Consider the following 19,279-nt stretch of genomic DNA (forward strand, 5'->3'; position numbering starts at 1 on the left):
CGGCCACGAGCGCGGCCACCGCGTCATGGCGCGCCGCGATCGCCTGCGGGTCGGTCAGCGGCCCGGCCAGGCGCTCGGCCAGCAGCCGTGCCCCGCCGGGCGTCACCGTGCGGTCGATCGTCGCGAGCAGGCTGCCGCCCCGTTCGCCCGACAGGGTTCGCGTCAGTTCGAGATTGGCCCGTGTCGCCGCATCGATCAGCATCGTGTCGGAGCCGGAATCGCGCACGGGCGGCGAAAGCGGCGGGCGGGCGCCGAATTGCGTCCGCTCGACATAGGCGAGCGCCGCACCGGCGGCCGCGATCTCGGCGCGGCTGAATTGGCCGAAAGCGTCGAGCGTGGCGACGCCGAAGAACTCCCTGAGTCGCCGCTCTGCCGAGGCGGCGTCGAGCCCCTCGCGGGCCAGTGGGGTGACCGGCAGGCCGAGGTCGAGCCAGAAGGCCCGCAGGGCCGGATCGTCATGGATCGCGTCGGGGCAGACGATCTCGCGCGGCTCGAGCCGGGCGAACTCGATCGCGAGCCGCTCCTGCGGTGCCTCCATGACGCTGAACCGCCCTGTCGAGATGTCGATCGCGGCGATCCCGTAGAGGGCGCTGGCGTCGCCGAGCTTGCGCCTGGCGACGGCGACCAGCAGGCTGGCGCGGCCGGGTTCGAGCAGGCGCTCCTCGGTGATGGTGCCGGGCGTGACGAGGCGCACCACGTCGCGCCGCACCACGGATTTCGGCCCCCGCTTCTTCGCCTCCGCCGGATCCTCGATCTGTTCGCAGACGGCGACGCGGTGCCCGGCGGCGATCAGCCGCTGCAGATAGTCGTCGGCGCGATCGACCGGCACCCCGCACATCGGGATGTCGTCGCCCTGATGCTTGCCGCGCTTGGTCAGCACGATGCCGAGCGTCCGCGAGGCGATCTCGGCGTCGTGGAAGAACAGCTCGTAGAAGTCGCCCATGCGATAGAACAGAAGGCAGTCGGGATTGGCGGCCTTGATCTCGATGTACTGCGCCATCATCGGCGTGACGCGCGGACTGTCCTCGCGGCCTGCGGCCACGAGCGAGGCGGGCCGATCGGCGGGATCGGCGAGGGACGGGCTGGCGCGGTGCATTGTGGCGGGACGCTAGCGTTTCGGGCCCGTATTGGGAACCGCGGGAAGCCGGGCCGTCCCGTTTGGCGCCCAATTTGGTGTGGATGCGCGTGGCGTGATCCTGCAACGCAACAAGGTTCAGGATTCGTTAGCAGCAATCGCGGTAGATCATGCGGACGCCGTTCTCAGCCGCAGCAGGCCTGACGATATGCTACTGGAACTGACCAGGGGTCTCGGGTACCTCATCGTCGCGGCCGTGCTGGTGCCGCTCGCGATGCAGCGGCTGGGTGACTACCCTCGGCTCAGTCAGATCGTCGTCGGCGTGATCATCGCGGCCGGCGGCAGCGCCAGCATGTTCGATCCGATCGTCGTCGAGCCTGGCATCCTGCTCGATTTCCGCAACATCGCCGCGGTTCTTGCCGGTCCTCTCGGCGGCCCGGTCGCCGCCGCGATCTCGACCGCGGGGTTGGCCTGCGTGCGGCTCTATATCGGAGGGGTGGGAGCGGAAGCCGGCGTCGTCGGGCTGGTGCTGTGCTCCCTCATCGGGCTGGGCGTCTCGCTCTGGCTCAGGCGCACGGCCCGCAGCCTGACCATGGGGGGCTTCGTCGGGTTGAGCCTCGTGGCGGCCTGGATGCCGATCGCGGTCATCACCGCCTATGTGCCCTTTCCGCGCGCCTGGGACCTGATCGTCGCGATCTCGGGACCGGCGGCCACGGCGGTCAACGTCGTTGGCGCCTTGCTGATCGGCTTCATCATCAAGAGCGACCATCAACGCGTCGAGGCGATGCTGCGGCTGGAGGCCTGTACGGCCAACATGCCGGGCGTGATCTATCAGAAAATCCTGCGACCGGACGGCACGATCCAGCACAAGCTGGCCAATTCCCGCATCGAACAGTTCCTCGACGTGACGCGCGAGGAGGTCGAGCGCCACCCGGAAAGCTGGCTGCGCTGGATGGTCCCCGAGGATCGGGAGTTTCTGGCCAAAGCCAACGCCGCCGCGGTGGCCGAGCGGACCCTCAAGCCCTGGCGCTTCGAGGCACGGCATATCCGCGACGACGGCTCGCTGATCTGGTTGCGGACGGACGCGGCACCGCGGCGTCTCTCGGACGGATCGATCTGCTGGGACGGCATCATGACCGACGTGACCGCCGAACGCACGCTGGCCCAGCAGCGCCAGGAGATGGACGAGGATCGCAAGGCCGCCGTCGAGGAGCTCGCGGTGCAGCTCGAGGCGAAAGTCGGCAGGGCCCTCCAGGAGGTCGCATCCTCGGTCCGCGGCATGCATGACGCCGCCAACGCAATGGCGGGCAGCGCCCACAACACGGCGTTGCGGGCGGGTGAGGTGACCCGCCAGGCCGATCTCGCCTCCCGCCGCGTCGGCAGCGTGGCCATCGCCGCCGAGGAGATCGAGGCCTCGATCCGCGAACTGACGCGCCAGACCGCCCATGCCGACCAGACGGTGCGGGATGCTGCGAGCTATGTCCGCACGACCCGACAGGACGTCGCCGGGCTCGGTGCCGCGGCCGACAAGGTCCGCTCGGTGCTGGACTTCATCGAGGATATCGCCTCGCGCACCAATCTGCTGGCCCTCAACGCCACGATCGAGGCCGCGCGCGCCGGTGCCGCCGGTCGCGGCTTCGCGGTCGTGGCGGGCGAGGTCAAGAATCTGGCCGAGCAGACGCAGAAGGCGACGCGTGACATCGCCGCGACGCTCCAGGACATTCGCGGCGCCGCGGCGACCGCGTCCGACGCCGTCGCCCAGATCGAGGCGACGATGACGACGATCGAGCAGACCTCGGGCGCGATCGCCGGGGTCGTCAGCCGCCAGGCCGACATCGCGTCCACCATCACTGCCGATGCGCAGGCGGTGGCGGGCAGCACCACCGCCGTCACATCCAGCGTCGGCTCGGTGGCCGAGGAGGTCTCCGTCACGGGCGACGCCGCCGAGCGCGTTCTCGATGTCGCCCGCAAGGTCGACGAGCAGACCGCCTCGCTCGACCGCTATGTCGGCGAGTTCGTCGGCAGCCTGCGGCGCAGGCTCTAGGGAGCCCGCCATGCGAGCGCCTGGCTATCTTGCTCCCGCTCCGATCGGCCGGCTCCGGCCCTCGTCGGGGGCCTGCTGATGCAGCTGGTCATCGCGCTCGTCGAGAGCCTGTCCTTCATTCTGCTGGCCGCGCTCGCCGTGACCGTCGTGACGGCGAGGATCGCGCATTACACGATGTTGCGCGCGGTGGTGGTCGGCCTGCTCTTCGCGGCTGCGGGCCTCGCCAGCATGGCGCACCCCTTCATGATCGCGCCGGGGGTGAGCGTCAGCTCCCGCAACATCGCGGCGCTGCTCGCCGGTGTCGTCGGCGGGCCGCTTGCCGCCGGCGCCACGGTGCTGCCGCTGTCGCTGCTGCGCTTCTGGCAGGGCGGCTCGGGCATGACCATGGGCATCGCCGGCATCCTCCTCAGCGGGGCTTTCGGCCTCGCCATCTACTGGCGCAGGCCGCGCGGCGAGCGCAGCATCGTCAGAAGCGACATCCCCCTGATCGCGCTCGCCGCCGCCGCCGTCCTGCTGCCGACGCCGCTGCTGCTGCCGGATGCCGGGATGATCTGGACGGTCTACACCCAGGCGCTGCCGCCGACACTGGTCGTCAATGTGGCCGGCGCGACGCTGGGCGCGCTGATCGTTCTGATCGACGCCGAGCGCCGCGAGATGGCCTATCGGTTCCGCAATCTGGCAGAACGCGTTCCCGGCACGCTCTATCAGCGCATCCTTTCGCCCGACGGCCGCGTCAGCTACCGGTTCGCCTCCTTCCAGCTCGGCGATCTGCTGGGGCTGAAGCAAGAGGATGTCGAGCGCGACGCGAAGGTCTGGATCGATCGCATGATCCCGGAGGATCGCGCCCGCTTCGAGGAGGCCTGCCGGGACGGCTTCGACCCGAGCGACAACTGGCGCCTGCATCTGCGCTACCATGGCAAGGACGGGCACATCGTCGCGTTGCGCAGCGAGGCGACGATGCGACGCCTGCCAGACGGCACGATGATCTGGGACGGCATCCTGTTCGACGTGACCGACGAGCAGACGCTCGAGGCGCGACGTGCCGAAATCGAAGCTTCCCGCCGCCGGCAACTCGACGAGCTCGCGGGCCAGCTCGAAGTCACGGTCGGCAAGGCGCTGGGTGACGTCGCCCGCTCGGCCCGCAGCATGCACGAGGCCGCGAGCGCGATGATGCGAAGCGCCGACAACACGACGAGCCGGGCGGTCGCGGCGACGCAGGAGGTCGAAAGCGCCTCGGGCCGCATCGCCAGCGTCGCGCAGGCGGCCGAGGAGATCGATGCGTCGATCCGCGAGCTGAACCGCCAGGCGGACCATGCGGACCGCTCGGCCCATGAGGCGGCCTGCTACGTCCGCGACTCGCAGCGCGATGTCGCCGGGCTCGAAACCGCGGCCGACAAGGCCAGCAGCGTGCTGAACTTCATCGAGGACATCGCCTCGCGCACCAATCTGCTGGCCCTCAACGCCACCATCGAGGCCGCGCGCGCCGGCGCCGCCGGTCGCGGCTTCGCGGTCGTGGCAGGCGAGGTCAAGAACCTCGCCGAGCAGACGCAGAAGGCGACGCGTGACATCGCCGCGACGCTCCAGGACATCCGGGCCGCCGCGGCGACGGCCTCGGGCGCGGTCGCCTTCATGGACCGAACCATGGGCGACATGGAGCAGAACGCCGGCGTCATCGCCCGCGTCGTCAACCGGCAGGCGGATCTCGCATCCACCATTGCGGCCGATGCGCAGGCCGTCGCCGGCAATGCCGTGCTGGTGACCAGCAATGTCGGCTCGGTTGGCGACGAGGCTCATGTCACGGGCGAGGCCGCGCGTCTCGTCGTCGAAGCGGCGCGTACCGTCGAGGAGAAGACGGGCGCACTCGACGTCTATGTCGGTCAGTTCGTCGCCAGCGTCCGCCGCCAGCTCTGAAAACGGGCCGCTCGTCCCCCTGTGCCGCCGGCAACCGCCTGCGCCCGCATGCGTGATCCCCGCCACCCCGGCTTGTGGCCGCGGGAGCGCTTGCCTATGGTCCGCCTCCCCAGGAAACGCCGACAAAAAAGAACAATCCCATGCCCGAGCAGCCGCCGATCAAACGCACCCGCCCCACTTTCACGGACCAGGAAGCCCTGCTTTTTCACTCGGAGGGTCGTCCGGGCAAGCTCGAGATCGTCGCGACGGTGCCGATGGCGACGCAGCGCGATCTGTCTCTCGCCTATTCGCCGGGCGTCGCCGTGCCGGTACTCGCGATCGCGGAAGATCCGACCCGCTCCTATGACTACACGGCGCGCGGCAACCTCGTCGCGGTGATCTCGAACGGCACCGCGATCCTCGGCCTCGGCAATCTCGGCGCGCTCGCCTCCAAGCCGGTGATGGAGGGCAAGGCCGTCCTGTTCAAGCGTTTCGCCGACGTCGATTCGATCGATCTCGAGGTCGACACCGAGGATGCCGACAAGTTCATCGAGGCGGTGCGCTATCTCGGCCCCTCCTTCGGCGGCATCAATCTCGAGGACATCAAGGCCCCCGAATGCTTCATGATCGAGCAGCGCCTGCGCGAGCTCATGGACATCCCGGTCTTCCATGACGACCAGCACGGCACGGCGATCATCGCCGCCGCCGGGCTGATCAACGCGCTCGATCTCACCGGGCGCGACGTCAAGACGACCCGCCTTGTCATCAACGGCGCGGGGGCCGCTTCGATCGCCTGCACCGAGCTGCTCAAGGCGATGGGCTTCAAACCCGACAACGTCATCCTCTGCGACACCAAGGGCGTGATCTACCAGGGTCGCACCGAGGGCATGAACCAGTGGAAATCGGCCCATGCGGCCGTGACCGACCGGCGCACCCTGGCTCAGGCCCTGGACGGGGCGGACGCCTTCTTCGGCCTGTCGCAGAAGGGCGCGGTGACGCCCGAGATGGTCGCTTCGATGGCGAAGGACCCGATCATCTTCGCCATGGCCAATCCCGATCCGGAAATCACGCCGGAGCAGGTCCACGCCGTGCGCGACGACGCCATCATGGCGACGGGCCGCTCCGACTATCCCAACCAGGTCAACAACGTCCTCGGCTTCCCCTTCATTTTCCGCGGCGCGCTCGATGTGCGCGCCAAGACCATCAACATGGAGATGAAGATCGCCGCCGCCGAGGCACTGGCCTCTCTCGCCCGCGAGGACGTGCCCGACGAGGTCGCCGCCGCCTATCAGGGCTCGCGGCCGCGCTATGGCAAGGACTACATCATCCCGGTGCCCTTCGATCCGCGGCTGATCCAGGTCGTGCCGATGGCCGTCGCCAAGGCGGCGATGGAAACCGGCGTCGCCGGCAAGCCGATCGTCGATATGAACGCCTACAAGGCGCAGCTCTCGGCGCGGCGCGATCCCGTCGCCGGCACGCTGAACCGCATCTTCGAGCGCGTCCGGCGCTATCCCAAGCGTGTCGTCTTCGCCGAGGGCGAGGAGGAGCAGGTCATCCGCGCCGCCGTCTCCTTCGTCAACCAGGGCCTCGGCCACGCCATCCTGGTCGGCCGCGAGGAGCGCGTCTACGAAACCGCCACCTTCCTCGGCATCGACCTCGAGACCAAGGGCATCTCGGTCCAGAATGCGCGGCTCTCCAAGCGCAACACGGCCTATGCCCAGTATCTCTATGAGCGCCTCCAGCGGCAGGGCTACCTGTTCCGCGACTGCCAGCGCCTGATCAATCAGGACCGCAACCATTTCGCCGCCGCCATGGTCGCGCTGGGCGATGCGGATGCGATGGTCACCGGCGTGACCCGCAACTACTCGATCGCGCTGGAGGAGGTCCGCCGTGTCATCGACGAGAAGCCCGGCCATCGCGTCATCGGCGTCTCGATCGTGCTCTCGCGCGAGCGCACGGTGCTCGTTGCCGACACCGCCATCACCGAGATGCCGACGGCCAAGGAACTCTCCGAGATCGCGATCGAGGCTGCGGGTGTGGCCCGGCGGCTGGGCTATGAGCCCAAGGTCGCGATGCTGGCGTTTTCCACCTTCGGACACCCGGCGGGCGAGCGCTCGGAAAAGGTGCGCGAGGCGGTGAAACTGCTCGACGCCCAGCGTGTCGACTTCGAGTATGACGGCGAGATGGCCGCCGACGTGGCGCTTAATCGCGATCTGATGGCCCAATATCCGTTCTGCCGCCTGAGCGGGCCGGCCAATGTGCTGATCATGCCGGCCTTCCACTCGGCCTCGATCTCGACCAAGATGCTGCAGGAACTCGGCGGATCGACCGTGATCGGCCCGCTGATCGTCGGCCTCGACAAGCCGATCCAGATCGTGCCGCTCGGCGCTAAGGACAGCGACATCGTCAACATGGCGGCGCTCGCCGCCTTCAACATCGGCGGCTGAGGCTTCGATTCAGGAGGCCGCCGCGCGCTTCTTGCGCGTTGCGGCCGCCTTCCTGGCCGAGGCCGAGCGCTCCTCGGCACTGCGCGCAGCGGATGCCTTGCCACCGATCTCCCCGCCGCGCTTCGAGGCGCTGTGGTTGTCCGGCTTGCCGCGCCCGGAGCCGCTCCTGTTGCCGCCGCCGCTCTCCTTGTTGACGGTGGCCCAGGCCCGCTGCTCGGCCTCGTCCTGCGGGATGCCGCGCGCCTCGTAGCTCTCCGCGATATGCGCTGCCTTGCGCTTCTGCTTGCCCGTGTAGGCGGATTTGTCTCCGCGTGGCATGGGGGCCTCCCTGGCTGTTGAGGCGGGAACGCCGCCTCCGCCGCGTGGTTCCCGTTCATTCTGAGTTCATTCGACCCCAGTCAGCCTGTCGGCAAAGGCCGGAAAACCGGCGGCTGGGGATTGTCGGTTCGTGCAGGCGGCGAGCGGAGTGCCGGGGGTGGCGGCTGTGCCCGGGGATCGGCAGGTGGCGTTGCGCTTCGCGCGGCTCACCGGCGGCTTCTGGCGCGGGCAGACCGCGGGCCGGGCCTGGTTCTGGTCCCTGTTGCTCGCCACCGCCATCATTCTCTCCGTCTTCGCCAACGTCACCGTCAACCGTTGGAACGGCTGGTTCTTCGACGCGCTGGAGAAGCGCGACAGCGAGAGCGCGCTGATCGCCATGGCGGTCTTCCCGGTGCTGGTGCTGATCGTGGCGGGACTCGGCGTGGTGATCCTGGTCTCGCGCGAGACGTTCCAGGTCCATTGGCGGCAATGGGTGACGGCGCGGCTGGCCGATTCCTGGGTGGGGCAGCGCCGCTTCTTCCGGCTCAGTCTCTCCGGCTACGAGCCCGCCAATCCCGAATACCGCATCGCCGACGACGTGCGCTGGGCGACCGAGCCGGTGGTCGATTTCGCGATCGGCCTGCTCTCGGCTGTCATCACCATCATCACCTTCATCGAGATCCTCTGGCAAATCGGCGGCGCGCTGACCTTCGAGGCGGGCGGCACGACGGTGGTGATTCCGGCCTATCTCGTCCTCGCCGCGATCGTCTATGCCGTGCTGGTCTCGGGGCTGATCACGGTGGTCGGGCGCAAGCTGCCCGGCCTCATCGCCGCCCGCAACGAGGGCGAGGCGCGCCTGCGCTTCTCGCTCATGCGGATCCGCGACCATGGCGAGACCATTGCCCTGTCACGGACCGAGGCCGGCGAGCGCCGCGCCGTCGCGCGGACCTATGACAGTCTCGTCGGCCGCTGGCTGGCCATGATCCGCCAGCGCGGCCGGCTGACCTGGATCACCAATGGCAGCGGCGCGCTGGTGCCGGTGGTGCCGCTGTTGCTGGCCGCGCCCAAATACCTGTCCGGGGACATGTCGCTGGGCGGCGTCGTACAGGTCGCCGCCGCCTTCGTGGCCGTGCAGAACGCCTTCAACTGGGTGCTCGACAACTTCATGCGCATCGCCGAATGGCTGGCGGCGGCGAGGCGCGTCAACGAGCTGGCCGATGCGCTGGAGCGCGTCGACCACGAGCCGCCGGGCGAGCATCTCGCGATCGCGCCGAGCGCCGACGGCGAGCTGCATCTCGAAGACGTCACCCTGATCGACCGCGACGGGCGAACGCTCGTCGCCGACATCTCCTGTGTCCTGGCGCCCGGTGCGACCCTTCATGTCTCGGGCGAGCTCGGGCTCGGCAAGGCCGCGCTGATCCAGGCCGTGGCCGGCCTCTGGCCCTGGGGGCGCGGCGAGATCCGGGTGCCGCCCGCCGCCTTCGTCACGGCCGTGCCGCACAAGCTGCACCTCTCGGAAGGCAGCCTGCGCGCCATCCTCGAAACCGGCCGCACCTTGCCCGAGGATCAGCTTCAGACGGTCCTGCGCCGGTACGGCCTCTCCTCGCTCGCCCCCATGCTCGACGAGACCCGCGACTGGGACCGGGAACTCGCCACCGGCGACCGGCAGCGTCTCGCGCTGGCCCGGGCCGAGCTGGAGCAGCCCGACATCGTCCTGCTGGACGAGGCCACGAGCGCCTTCGACACGGACGCCGCGCTCGAACTGCTCGGCCATCTGCGCGCTGCGCGGCCCAACGCCATCATCATCGCCTTCGGTCAGGGCGCCGGCTTCGCCGAAGCGGCGACCCATCGGCTGCTGCTGAAGCGCGCCGGCGGCGTCGTGCGCATAGCGCCTCGTCCGGTCGCCGATCCGTCGGCCGCCGCCATGCCCGCGCATGCCGGCCCCATCGAATGACCCTCACCGCCTTCTGGAGCCTGTGACCATGACCAACGCCGCGATGAACATCTGGGACGTCTATTGGGGGCTGCGCGTCGAGCAATGCCCCTGTGACGTGCATTTCGTCGAATGGCTCGAGGAGCTCGGGCTCACGGGCCAGCGCGTCTACCATTTCGGCACCGGCGGCCATCACTATGTCGGCATCCGCTGCGCCGAGCCGGAGCTCGACTGCACCGTGCTGGGCATCACCGCCTCGCCGAAGGAATATGACGCCTTCGTCAAGCTCGCGACCGGCAACCCGACCATCACCAAGACCTACAGCGCCTATTTCGGCGACATCTACACCAGCAATGCCAGGCTGCTGCCGCGCTTCGACATCGTCACGCTGTTCCACGCCTGCGAGTTCCGCACCGAGGCGAACGATGCCTATGGAGCTCTGACGGATCGCGAAGTGATCGACCTCTTCACGAACCAGACCGACATCGGCGGCTACTTGCTGTTCTACACCGGCTCCTTCGCCTATGCGACGGCCGAGCCCATCATCGCCGACTGGGCCAAGACCGCTCCGGTCGAGGAGGTGGCGTCCTTCAAGACGCTGCGCGTCTTCCGCAAGACGGGCTGAGGCGCCCCCGCGCGCGGATCATGGCGCGTATTCGTCGCGCCGGTCCGCCTTGTGCATTGGCGCGCAGGCGCTATGTCTCCGGCCGGGGCCCGCTTGCGCCTCGTGTCCGCAATCGGCGCCGCCGGCCCTTCGGCCCGGTGCCAGAACCGTCCATGAGTGCGCATGTCGTTCGGCCCGCTCGAGCCTGGAATGCCGCCGCGTCGGCGCAGCCGCTGGTGGTGGCTGGGGCCGCTCGCCAGCATCGTCATCTTCGGCGCCTCGCTGGTGGTGCTCTGGTACATCGTCCAGGAAATCGAACCCGGCGAACTCGCCAACGCCTTCGCCAATGCCAGCCTGCGCCAGCTCGGGCTCGCCTGTGGTTTCACGGCCCTGAGTTATGTGCTGTTGACCGGATATGACGCGCTGGCGCTGAAGCGGCTCGGCCTGTCGATCCCCTATCGCACGACGGCGCTCGCCTCCTTCACCAGCTATTCGGTCTCCTTCACGCTGGGCTTCCCGATCGTGACCGGCGGCACCGTGCGCTACTGGATCTATTCGCCCAAGGGCGTGCGGGCCTCGGAGGTGGCGAGCCTCACCGTCATCGCCGGCCTGACCTTCTGGCTCGGCCTCGGCGCCATCCTCTGCGTCAGCCTTTTCTATGCCACGCCCTCGGTCGCGACGCTGGCGCGAACCTCGCCGCTGGTCGTGCAGGCGGTGGGAGCAGCGGTGGCGATCGGCACCATCGGCTATCTAATCTGGATCGCGAGCGGCGAGCGCACCATCCGCGTGCGCGGCTGGAACCTGCCGCTGCCGGGCCTCGCCATCACGCTCGGCCAGATGTTCCTGGGTGCGGCCGAGGTCTGCGCGGCGGCGGCCGTGCTCTTCGTCCTGCTGCCGGGCGGCCACGGCATCGACTACCCGACCTTCCTCGCCGTCTACGTCTTCGCCTGTCTGGTCGGCATCGCCAGCCATGCACCGGGCGGTCTGGGTGTCTTCGAGGCGACGATGCTGGTCGCGCTCAGCCGCTTGCCTTTCGAACATGTGCTCGGCGCGCTGCTGATCTTCCGCATCATCTACTACATCCTACCCTTCATCCTGGCGCTGGTGCTGCTGGCCCTCAACGAGATGGTCCGGCGCATCCGCCGGCACGAGCGCTGATCCGGCGGTTCACTTCAGCGCCACCACGATCAGCAGGAACATCAGGACTAGCGCGATCTGCTTGAGGCTCCAGTCGATCCGGGCGAGCAGGTCCGGAACCGCATCGGCGGGCTCTTCCCCGGAAGAGGGAGGGGGCGGGGCTTCGTCGGCGCCGCTCGGATGCCATTCCAGGCTCTCGACGAGCCCTCGCGCCGGCGCGCTCTCCCGTCCATCGCCGTCGATGCCCAGAAACCAGGACAGCGCTACGCCGGGCGGGGTTTCACGCTCGCTCTCGCGCACCCATAGGCTCGTCACCGCCGCGATCGACAGCGTTTGCCCCCGCCCTCCGGCGATGGCACCGGCAAGACCGTCGAACACACGCTGCGGCGCATAGATCTCGGCGAGATAGGCGCCCTCCGGCTGATCCTCGGTCTCGCGAAAGCTCAGGACCAGCAGGGCGCGGGCCTGCCCCGTCGCAGCGAGCGGCCGGACGGTCAGCGCCAGCGACGCGGCCTCCCCGGGAAAACCCGCGCGCATCAGCCGGTCTCCGACGAGCCGGGCCTGTCCCTCGATCCGCGACGCATCCTCGACCTGCCCGTCGCGCAGGGCGAAGCCGGCCACCATGCGCAGGCGCCCGGCGACGAGGCGCACCGATCGCCCCAGTCCCTGGACGTAGCGGTCGGGCGAACCCTCGACCGTCATCAGTCCTTGCGCCATGGCGACACGTCGCGTCGCCCCTGTCTCGACCATCGTATCCCCGCTCCCCAGCCTGCCGGGACGATAACAGGTTGCCGCCCGCCGACGAAGCCTTCGACCGGTGATGCGTGCACGAGGCTTGAGCCGGGCATGACGCGGCGCGAGCCTCACGCGCCCTGCGCATGGCGAGACCGGGACAGGCCGGGTTGTCACGCGTTTCGCGAAGCCCTAGAGCGGCAGGCAGGGGCTTACGACCACTGCGCCCGCCGTCAGGCGAGGGCGCCCGGACAGGCTGCCATGACCGACGCTTCCATGACCGCCGGGCCCCGCCACGGCATGAGCTTTCGTTACTTCGTCGCGCTGATGGCCGCGCTGATGGCGGCCAATGCGCTGGCGATCGACTCGATGCTGCCCGCCTTGCCGCAGATGGCGGAGGCGCTCGGCGTCGCCGGGGCCAATGACCGGCAATGGATCATCACCGCCTATCTGCTCGGCTTCGGCTGTGCACAGATCGTCTATGGCACCTTGTCCGACCGCTTCGGCCGCCGGCCGGTGCTGCTCTTCGGCCTCGTCGTCTATGTCGCAGCCAGCGTCGCCGCAGCCTTCGCCGGATCCTTCGAGGCGATGATGGTGGCCCGTGTCGTTCAGGGCATCGGTGCGGCGGCGACGCGCGTGCTGGTCGTCTCGATCGTGCGCGACTGCTATTCCGGCCGCGACATGGCGCGCGTGATGTCGCTGGCGATGATCGTCTTTCTCGCCGTGCCGATTCTCGCGCCCTCGATCGGCCAGGCGATCCTGCTGGTGGCGCCCTGGCGCTGGATCTTCGGCGTGCTGACGATCTTCGGTGCGCTGGTGATGCTCTGGGTCGTCCTCAGCCTGCGCGAGACGCAAAGTCCCGAGGATCGCAAGCCCATCGAGGTCGCGACCGTCGTCGCCGCCTTCCGCACGACGCTGACGACGCGGCTCGCCGTCGGCTACATGCTGGCGATGGCCTTCGTGCTCGGCGGCCTCTTCGGCTTCATCAATTCCGCCCAGCAGGTCTTCGTCGACGTCTTCCGCGCGCCCGAATGGTTCACCACCATCTTCGCGCTGATCGCGATGTTCATGGCGGCCGCCTCGCTGCTGAACGCGCGCATCGTCGGCCGGCTGGGCATGCGCCGCGTCTCCCATGGCGCACTGCTGGTCTATATCGGCCTGACCGGCGCGCACGCCGTGGTCGCCTGGTGGGGCTATGAATCGCTCTGGAGCTTCGCCGCGTTCCAGGCCGGTGCGATGTTCTGCTTCGGGCTGGTCGCACCGAATTTCGGCGCCATGGCGATGGACCCGCTCGGCCATGTCGCCGGCACGGCCTCCTCCGTTCAGGGCTTCGTCACGACGATCGTCGGCGCTTTGCTGGGCTTCTACATCGGCCAGCATTTCGACGGCACGGTCGTGCCGCTGACGCTCGGCTTCGCCCTTTGCGGGCTCGTGGCGCTCGCAATCGTGCTGGTGGCCGAGAGGGGCCGGCTCTTCCGCCCCGCGGCCGGGCGGCTCTGAGCTCGGCGGCGCGAACCGTGGCGATGGTTTCGCGCAAAAAAGTGAAAAGTTTAAAATATGACGATCAACGAATTCCGCTGATCGATGCGATGTTACCAATCGTCATATCTTTGTTTTTAATTATTCTAATCAAGTATTGAAACGTCTATTTACAGTTATGATCCAATTCTGTGTTGATCCAATGTTCATCATTGGGCTAGGGCTCCGGAAAGCCGACCTTCTGGAGACGTTGGATGAACCGCTCGATCATGGCGCTGTCGGCCGTTGCCGCCCTTGTTCCCACCCTGCCGGCGAGCGCGCAGCAGGCGCGGGTCGAACAGTTGGACGAGATCGTCGTCCAGGGTGAGGCGGCCCGCCGCGCCGGCAGCGGCGCCACCGGCGTCGTGGCCAATGACGGCTTCGTCGCCAAGACCACCCGCACCGCCACCAAGACCGAGACGCCGGTGGCGGAGACGCCGCAGACCATCAACACCGTCACCCAGAGGCAGCTGGAGGAGCGCCGCCCGCAGTCGCTGACGGAGGCGCTGGGCTACACCCCGGGCGTCCGCACGGGGGGCTACGGCTTCGATCCGCGCTTCGACAGCTTCACCATCCGCGGCGTCGACATCACCTATACCGGCGTCTTCCGCGACGGCTTGCGGGACTTCAACAGCCCCAGCGGCCTGTTCCGCCTGGAGCCCTATGGCATCGAGTCGATCTCGATCCTCAAAGGTCCGGCCTCCTCGCTCTATGGCGCCAGCGCCTCGGTCGGCATCATCGACGCGATCTCGAAGCGCCCGACCGAGACGAGGTTCGGCGAGGTCGAGATCCAGGGCGGATCCTTCAACCGCCGGCAGATCAATTTCGACCTCGGCGGCCCGGCCAATCAGGCCGGCACGGTTCTCTATCGCATCACCGGCCTGCTGCGGAATTCCAACACCAGCCTGCCCGGCGTCCCCGACGACCGCGTCTTCATCGCGCCGGCCATCACCTTCAAGCCGAACGACAGCACCAAGCTCACCATCCTCGGCGAGTACATGGATTCCCAGACCGGCGGCTCCACCGCCTATGACAACAACTACGGCACATTCAGGCTCAGGGACGGGACGGTTATCTTCCCGACGATTGGCGCCAAGCGCGCCATCCTGTTCAACCCGACCTATAACGACTTCACCCAGAAGCAGGGCCGCATCGGCTACGAGTTCGAGCACAAATTCTCGGACACGGTCTCGTTCCACCAGAACCTGCGCGTCTCGACGCTCTCGACCGACGAGAAGTTCGGCACGACGACCTATGCCGGGCGGGTGAAGGAGGATCTCGACGCGATCTCGACCGACACCTACCTCAAGACGCTGCTGCGCACCGGTCCGGTCAGCCACACGGTGCTGACCGGCCTCGATATCGGGCGCTCCAGCTACGGCTCGCGCATCGGCTACAACTTCGCCAGCATCTCAGATCCGGCGCTGCCCGAGCCGACGAAGCAGCGCCAGACGCTGATCGGAGCCTATCTCCAGGACGAAATGAAGATGGGGCCGTGGCGCCTGCTGCTGAGCGGCCGGCACGACTGGCTCTCGAGCAGCTATGCGGTGCCCGGCACCGCGCCCTCGAAGCAGGATGAGGGCGCCTTCACCGGCCGCGCCGGGCTGAGCTACGTCACCGATTTCGGGCTGACGCCCTATGTCAGCTACGGCACCTCCTTCAACCCCAATCCCGGCACCGTGCTGAATGGCGGCGTCGCCAAGCCGACCAAGGGTGAGCAGGCGGAGGCCGGCGTGAAATATGCCGTGCCGGGCTACAACGCCTTCATCAACGCCTCGGTCTTCTGGCTGAAGCAGACCGACGGCATCGTCTACACCGTGGTCGATGCGGTAAACCGCCAGACCCAGCTCGACTTCGAGTCGCGCGGCTTCGAGATCGACGCGACGACCTCGCTCGGCAACGGGGTCAGCCTGCAGGCTGCTTATGCCTATACCGACACCGAGATCACCAAGCTCTCACCCGACACGGTCGGCAACCAGATCAACAGCGTCCCGAAGCACGCCTTCTCGGTCTGGGCTGGCTACGACATCGCGACCGGCCCGCTGCGCGGCCTGGGGCTCGGCGCGGGCGTTCGCTACACCGGCGCCAATTTCGGCGACGACTACAATCGCCTGATCATCCGCAACAGCGCGACGGCCTATGTCGATGCCCGGCTGACCTATGATTTCGAGAAGCTCGATCCGCGGCTGAAGGGCATCAGCGCGCAGGTGAACGCCCAGAACCTGCTCGACAAGGTCGATCAGGTCTGCACCGCCGGCTATTGCTACTTCAACCAGGGCCGCAAGGTCCTCGCCAGCCTGCGGTACCGCTGGTGAGTGCGGCGGCGGGCGCGGGCATCGCCGGGGCTGCGCCGCGGGCCCCGGTCGCCCGGCTCGTCATCGGGCTGGGCGGCCTCTATGTGGCGCAGAGCGTCATCGGCGGCGTCATCTTCACGGGCCTGCCCGCGGTGATGCGCAAGAGCGGTGCCTCGCTCGACGACATCGCCTTCATCCTGCTCACCGTCCTGCCCTGGTCCTTCAAGTTCCTCTGGGCGCCGGCGATCGAGCGCTTCCGCTCGCCCCATGGCGGTATCAGGCGCTCGCGCAGCACGATCGCGCTCTTCGGAGCCTTTGCGGTCGGCGCGGTGGTCGCCTGCGCGCTGATCGGCCCGACCGCGCTCGGCCCGCTGACGGTGGCGATGATGGTGGCCTCCTTCTCCTCCGCCACCATCGACATCGCCTGCGACGGCCATGCGGTCGAGAGCTTCGCCGAGCGTGACCGCGGCTGGGCCAATGCGGCTCAGGTCGGTGGCGCCTATCTCGGCTCGGCGATCGGCGGCGGCATCTTCCTGGTGCTGATCGACCACTGGGGCTGGCGGCCGGCGACGCTGGTCATGGCCTGCGCGCTGGTGGCGCTCGCGGCGCCGTTCCTGCTGACGCCGGACGGCACTGTGGCGGCCCGGAAGGACACGCCTGCCCAATCCCTGAAGCTTGCCCTGAAGCGCCCCGAAATCCGCTCCGGGCTCGCGCTGGTGGCGCTTTATGTGCTCGGCCAGAAGGTGTCGATGCTGCTGGTCGGGCCCTTCCTGGTCGATGCCGGCCTCAGCCTCACCGCCATCGGCACGCTGAACGGGCTCGGCGTCACCGCGCTCGGGCTGGCCGGCGCGCTCGGCGGCGGCTGGATCCTGCGCCGCATCGGCGCCTATCGCGTGATGGCCTGGACGCTGGGCATCCAGATGCTGGTGATGCTCGGCTTCGCGCTCTTCGCCCATCTGAAAGTCGATGCGCCGGTGGCGCTGATGGCGATCTATCTCGCCTCGGCCGGCACGCTCGCCCTCGGCTTCGTCGCGCTTTACTCAGAGCTGATGGGCCGCGCCTCGCTCGACCAGGCCGGCGTCGATTTCACCCTGTTCCAGAGCATGGATTCGATCGTCAGCCTCGTCGGCTGGCGCGTCGCCGGGTTTGCCGGCGACAGGCTGGGCTATGCGGCCTGCTTCGCCGCCGCCGCCGTGCTCGCCGCCGTCGCAGCCACGCTGATCCCGCGCTTCGCCCGCGCTCGTTCGGGCTGAGGGGCGTCGTGGCCTCCGCCCTGACGGTGTCCGATCTGGCGGGCTGCTTCGCCGGGGATCTCGCCCGCTTCGCCGGCAGCCTGCGCGTCGACGATGGGGCGCCTCATCTGGAGGGGCCCCGCCTGCTGGAGTTGGCGACGCTACGCGAGCTGATCGAGCGCTTCGGGGCGACGCAACCCGGCGGCGAGCCGCGGGCCGTCGTCTCGATGTGGAGCCAGTGGCACTTCTCCAACACCGTCGTCCCGGCCACCGTGGCCCAGTTGCTGGCCGGAATCGCCCTGCCGCTCACCCTGCAGGAGGGACGCTTCGCCCTGCACGACAATGGCTGCACGGCGGGCATCGTGGTCCCGCCGGATCGCCCGCTGGCGCCCTGCCGGGCCGAGGCGGGATTCGAGGCGCTCATCGAAGGGCATCTCTCGCCGCTGATCGCCCTGCTGGCGGCCCATTTCGGAGTCGCGGCCAAGCTGCTCTGGAACAATGCGGCCGTCAGCTTGGCCTGGAGCGTCCAGCAATGCGCGGCCGATCCGCGCGTCGATCGCGAAGGCCTCCTCGCGGCGCAGGCGCTGCTGACCTCGGTCCTGACGCCGGCGGGGCGGAAGAACCCGCTCGACGGCGCCTTGCGGCCCTCCGCGCTCGCGCCGATGGAAGGCTGCCAGCGCAAGATCTGCTGTCTGCGCTATCTGCTGCCCGGCATGGCCGACTGCGGGTCGTTCTGCCCGCTGCCCCGCCATGCGCGTGCCGCCGCGGCGTGAACGCCGCGAAGGGCTGGAGCGGGACGAGGGAAGGGGGATGGCCGACGTCCGCTCGCGGAGGCCCGGCCATGGTCTTTCGGGAACCTTCACCGCCGCCATCGAGGCGACGGGCATGCCGGGAATCGTCTTCAGTCCGGGTAGATAGAGAGAGATTCGCAGTGGCTCGGGAAGCGACGCCGCCGATCGGCCTCCCGTCTCGGTTTCAACTCACGCCGTCTTGAGATTGACGGCCGACGACTTGCCGGTCTTGCGGTCCGCCTCGAGATCGTAGCTGATCTTCTGGCCTTCGTTCAAGCCGCGCATGCCGGAGCGCTCGACCGCGCTGATGTGCACGAACACGTCCTGCCCGCCCTGGTCAGGCGTGATGAAACCATAACCCTTGGTTTCGTTGAACCATTTCACAGTCCCTGTGGCCACGTCGTTGTTCCTTCAGTCTCAGTTCAGCCCGGCACATGCCGAGCCGAACCTACTGTAGGGGGCAATTCGCTCCGGTTGCAATGACGCGGCGCACAACGGGAATCTGAGTCGCGGCGGCGACCGGCCGCTGGCGCTCTGCGCGACATGCCGCGGAAGCAAGGCCGGGCGCGGACGGGGGCCTTGCCCGCTGCGCCGCGCTCACGCATGAACGACGCCGACAAGAGCGCAGGAGAGCCTCCCATGACGACTTACGTGATCGATCCGCCGGCGGTAACGGCCGTGCCGGTGGCGGGCGGCGGGATGTTCCCGGTGCGCCGCGTCTTCTGCGTCGGCCGCAACTATGCCGAACACACCCGCGAGATGGGCGGCGATCCCGACCGCGAGGAGCCCTTCTTCTTCACCAAGCCCGCCGACGCGCTGCTGATCAACGGCGCCGACATGCCCTACCCGACCAAGACCGCCGATCTCCATCACGAGATGGAACTGGTCGTGGCCATCGGCACCGGCGGCAAGGACATCGCCGAGGCCGATGCGCTCGCCCATGTCTTCGGCTATGCCGCCGGCCTCGACATGACCCGCCGCGATCTCCAGGCCGCCGCCAAGAAGGCCGGCCGTCCCTGGGACATGGCCAAGGGCTTCGATCTCTCCGGCCCGGTCGGCGAGATCGCCCCCGCCAGCCAGATCGGCCACCCGGCCGCCGGCAAGATCGAGCTTGTGGTCAACGGCGTGCCGCGCCAGAGCTCCGACCTCGCCAAGCAGATCTGGAACGTGCCTGAGACGATCGCCTATCTCTCCAGCCTCGTCGAGCTCGCCCCGGGCGACCTGATCTTCACCGGCACGCCCGAGGGCGTCGCCGCCGTCGTCCGTGGCGATGTGCTCGAGGGCG

The 19,279-nt window shown here is 68.5% G+C and carries 15 protein-coding genes; 11 read left to right on the forward strand and 4 right to left on the reverse strand.

The features are described 5' to 3' along the window. The coding region (locus Q8M82_RS09030) for a MutS N-terminal domain-containing protein (protein ID WP_465248075.1) at window positions 1–1,096 on the reverse strand (1,096 nt) is incomplete at its 3' end. A gap of 187 nt (window positions 1,097–1,283) precedes the next feature. Between Q8M82_RS09030 and Q8M82_RS09035 the strand changes: the two genes are divergently transcribed. The 3 genes from Q8M82_RS09035 to Q8M82_RS09045 all read left to right on the forward strand — a co-directional run bounded on the left by Q8M82_RS09035 (window position 1,284) and on the right by Q8M82_RS09045 (window position 7,456). After that, window positions 1,284–3,119: a methyl-accepting chemotaxis protein gene (locus tag Q8M82_RS09035; RefSeq protein ID WP_305691033.1), complete on the forward strand. Its 1,836-nt coding sequence runs from the start codon at window positions 1,284–1,286 to the stop codon at window positions 3,117–3,119. 78 nt (window positions 3,120–3,197) lie between these two features. Further along, window positions 3,198–5,030, forward strand: a complete 1,833-nt coding sequence (locus tag Q8M82_RS09040; protein WP_305691034.1) for a methyl-accepting chemotaxis protein — start codon at window positions 3,198–3,200, stop codon at window positions 5,028–5,030. 140 nt (window positions 5,031–5,170) lie between these two features. Continuing rightward, window positions 5,171–7,456 (forward strand): NADP-dependent malic enzyme, encoded by a 2,286-nt coding sequence (locus Q8M82_RS09045; RefSeq protein ID WP_305691035.1) that lies wholly within the window; start codon window positions 5,171–5,173, stop codon window positions 7,454–7,456. A 9-nt stretch (window positions 7,457–7,465) separates the two neighbouring features. Here Q8M82_RS09045 and Q8M82_RS09050 read toward each other — a convergent pair whose 3' ends face one another. Beyond that, window positions 7,466–7,774: a plasmid stabilization protein gene (locus tag Q8M82_RS09050; RefSeq protein ID WP_305691036.1), complete on the reverse strand. Its 309-nt coding sequence runs from the start codon at window positions 7,772–7,774 to the stop codon at window positions 7,466–7,468. Window positions 7,775–7,958: 184 nt separating this feature from the next. Between Q8M82_RS09050 and Q8M82_RS09055 the strand changes: the two genes are divergently transcribed. From Q8M82_RS09055 to Q8M82_RS09065, 3 genes are all read left to right on the forward strand, one after another. After that, a complete protein-coding gene (locus tag Q8M82_RS09055; RefSeq protein WP_305691037.1) occupies window positions 7,959–9,707 on the forward strand; it encodes an ABC transporter ATP-binding protein/permease in 1,749 nt (582 codons plus the stop codon). Window positions 9,708–9,735: 28 nt separating this feature from the next. Further along, window positions 9,736–10,311, forward strand: a complete 576-nt coding sequence (locus Q8M82_RS09060) for a hypothetical protein (protein ID WP_305691038.1) — start codon at window positions 9,736–9,738, stop codon at window positions 10,309–10,311. 162 nt (window positions 10,312–10,473) lie between these two features. After that, complete coding sequence (locus Q8M82_RS09065; RefSeq protein ID WP_305691039.1) at window positions 10,474–11,448, forward strand: lysylphosphatidylglycerol synthase domain-containing protein; 975 nt, start codon at window positions 10,474–10,476, stop codon at window positions 11,446–11,448. A gap of 9 nt (window positions 11,449–11,457) precedes the next feature. Here Q8M82_RS09065 and Q8M82_RS09070 read toward each other — a convergent pair whose 3' ends face one another. After that, window positions 11,458–12,177: a hypothetical protein gene (locus tag Q8M82_RS09070; RefSeq protein WP_305691040.1), complete on the reverse strand. Its 720-nt coding sequence runs from the start codon at window positions 12,175–12,177 to the stop codon at window positions 11,458–11,460. A gap of 96 nt (window positions 12,178–12,273) precedes the next feature. Here Q8M82_RS09070 and Q8M82_RS09075 point away from each other — a divergent pair, with 96 nt between their 5' ends. The 4 genes from Q8M82_RS09075 to fhuF all read left to right on the forward strand — a co-directional run bounded on the left by Q8M82_RS09075 (window position 12,274) and on the right by fhuF (window position 17,976). Then, a complete protein-coding gene (locus tag Q8M82_RS09075) occupies window positions 12,274–13,659 on the forward strand; it encodes a multidrug effflux MFS transporter (protein ID WP_305691041.1) in 1,386 nt (461 codons plus the stop codon). A gap of 233 nt (window positions 13,660–13,892) precedes the next feature. Continuing rightward, window positions 13,893–15,992, forward strand: a complete 2,100-nt coding sequence (locus Q8M82_RS09080; RefSeq protein WP_305691042.1) for a TonB-dependent siderophore receptor — start codon at window positions 13,893–13,895, stop codon at window positions 15,990–15,992. After that, the gene (locus tag Q8M82_RS09085) at window positions 15,989–17,224 is read left to right on the forward strand and encodes an MFS transporter (RefSeq protein ID WP_305691043.1); all 1,236 of its coding nucleotides are present in this window, start codon (window positions 15,989–15,991) and stop codon (window positions 17,222–17,224) included. Before Q8M82_RS09080 ends, Q8M82_RS09085 begins: the two co-directional genes overlap by 4 nt. A gap of 8 nt (window positions 17,225–17,232) precedes the next feature. Then, window positions 17,233–17,976 (forward strand): siderophore-iron reductase FhuF, encoded by a 744-nt coding sequence (gene fhuF / locus Q8M82_RS09090; protein WP_305691044.1) that lies wholly within the window; start codon window positions 17,233–17,235, stop codon window positions 17,974–17,976. 207 nt (window positions 17,977–18,183) lie between these two features. Here the strand turns inward: fhuF and Q8M82_RS09095 are convergent, their stop codons facing one another. Continuing rightward, window positions 18,184–18,393: a cold-shock protein gene (locus tag Q8M82_RS09095; protein ID WP_066718201.1), complete on the reverse strand. Its 210-nt coding sequence runs from the start codon at window positions 18,391–18,393 to the stop codon at window positions 18,184–18,186. A gap of 240 nt (window positions 18,394–18,633) precedes the next feature. Between Q8M82_RS09095 and Q8M82_RS09100 the strand changes: the two genes are divergently transcribed. Continuing rightward, on the forward strand, window positions 18,634–19,279 hold a 646-nt coding region (locus tag Q8M82_RS09100; RefSeq protein WP_305691045.1), incomplete at its 3' end, for a fumarylacetoacetate hydrolase family protein.

The sequence above is a fragment of the Allobosea sp. genome (genome assembly GCF_030694325.1).
GTDB lineage: Bacteria > Pseudomonadota > Alphaproteobacteria > Rhizobiales > Beijerinckiaceae > Allobosea.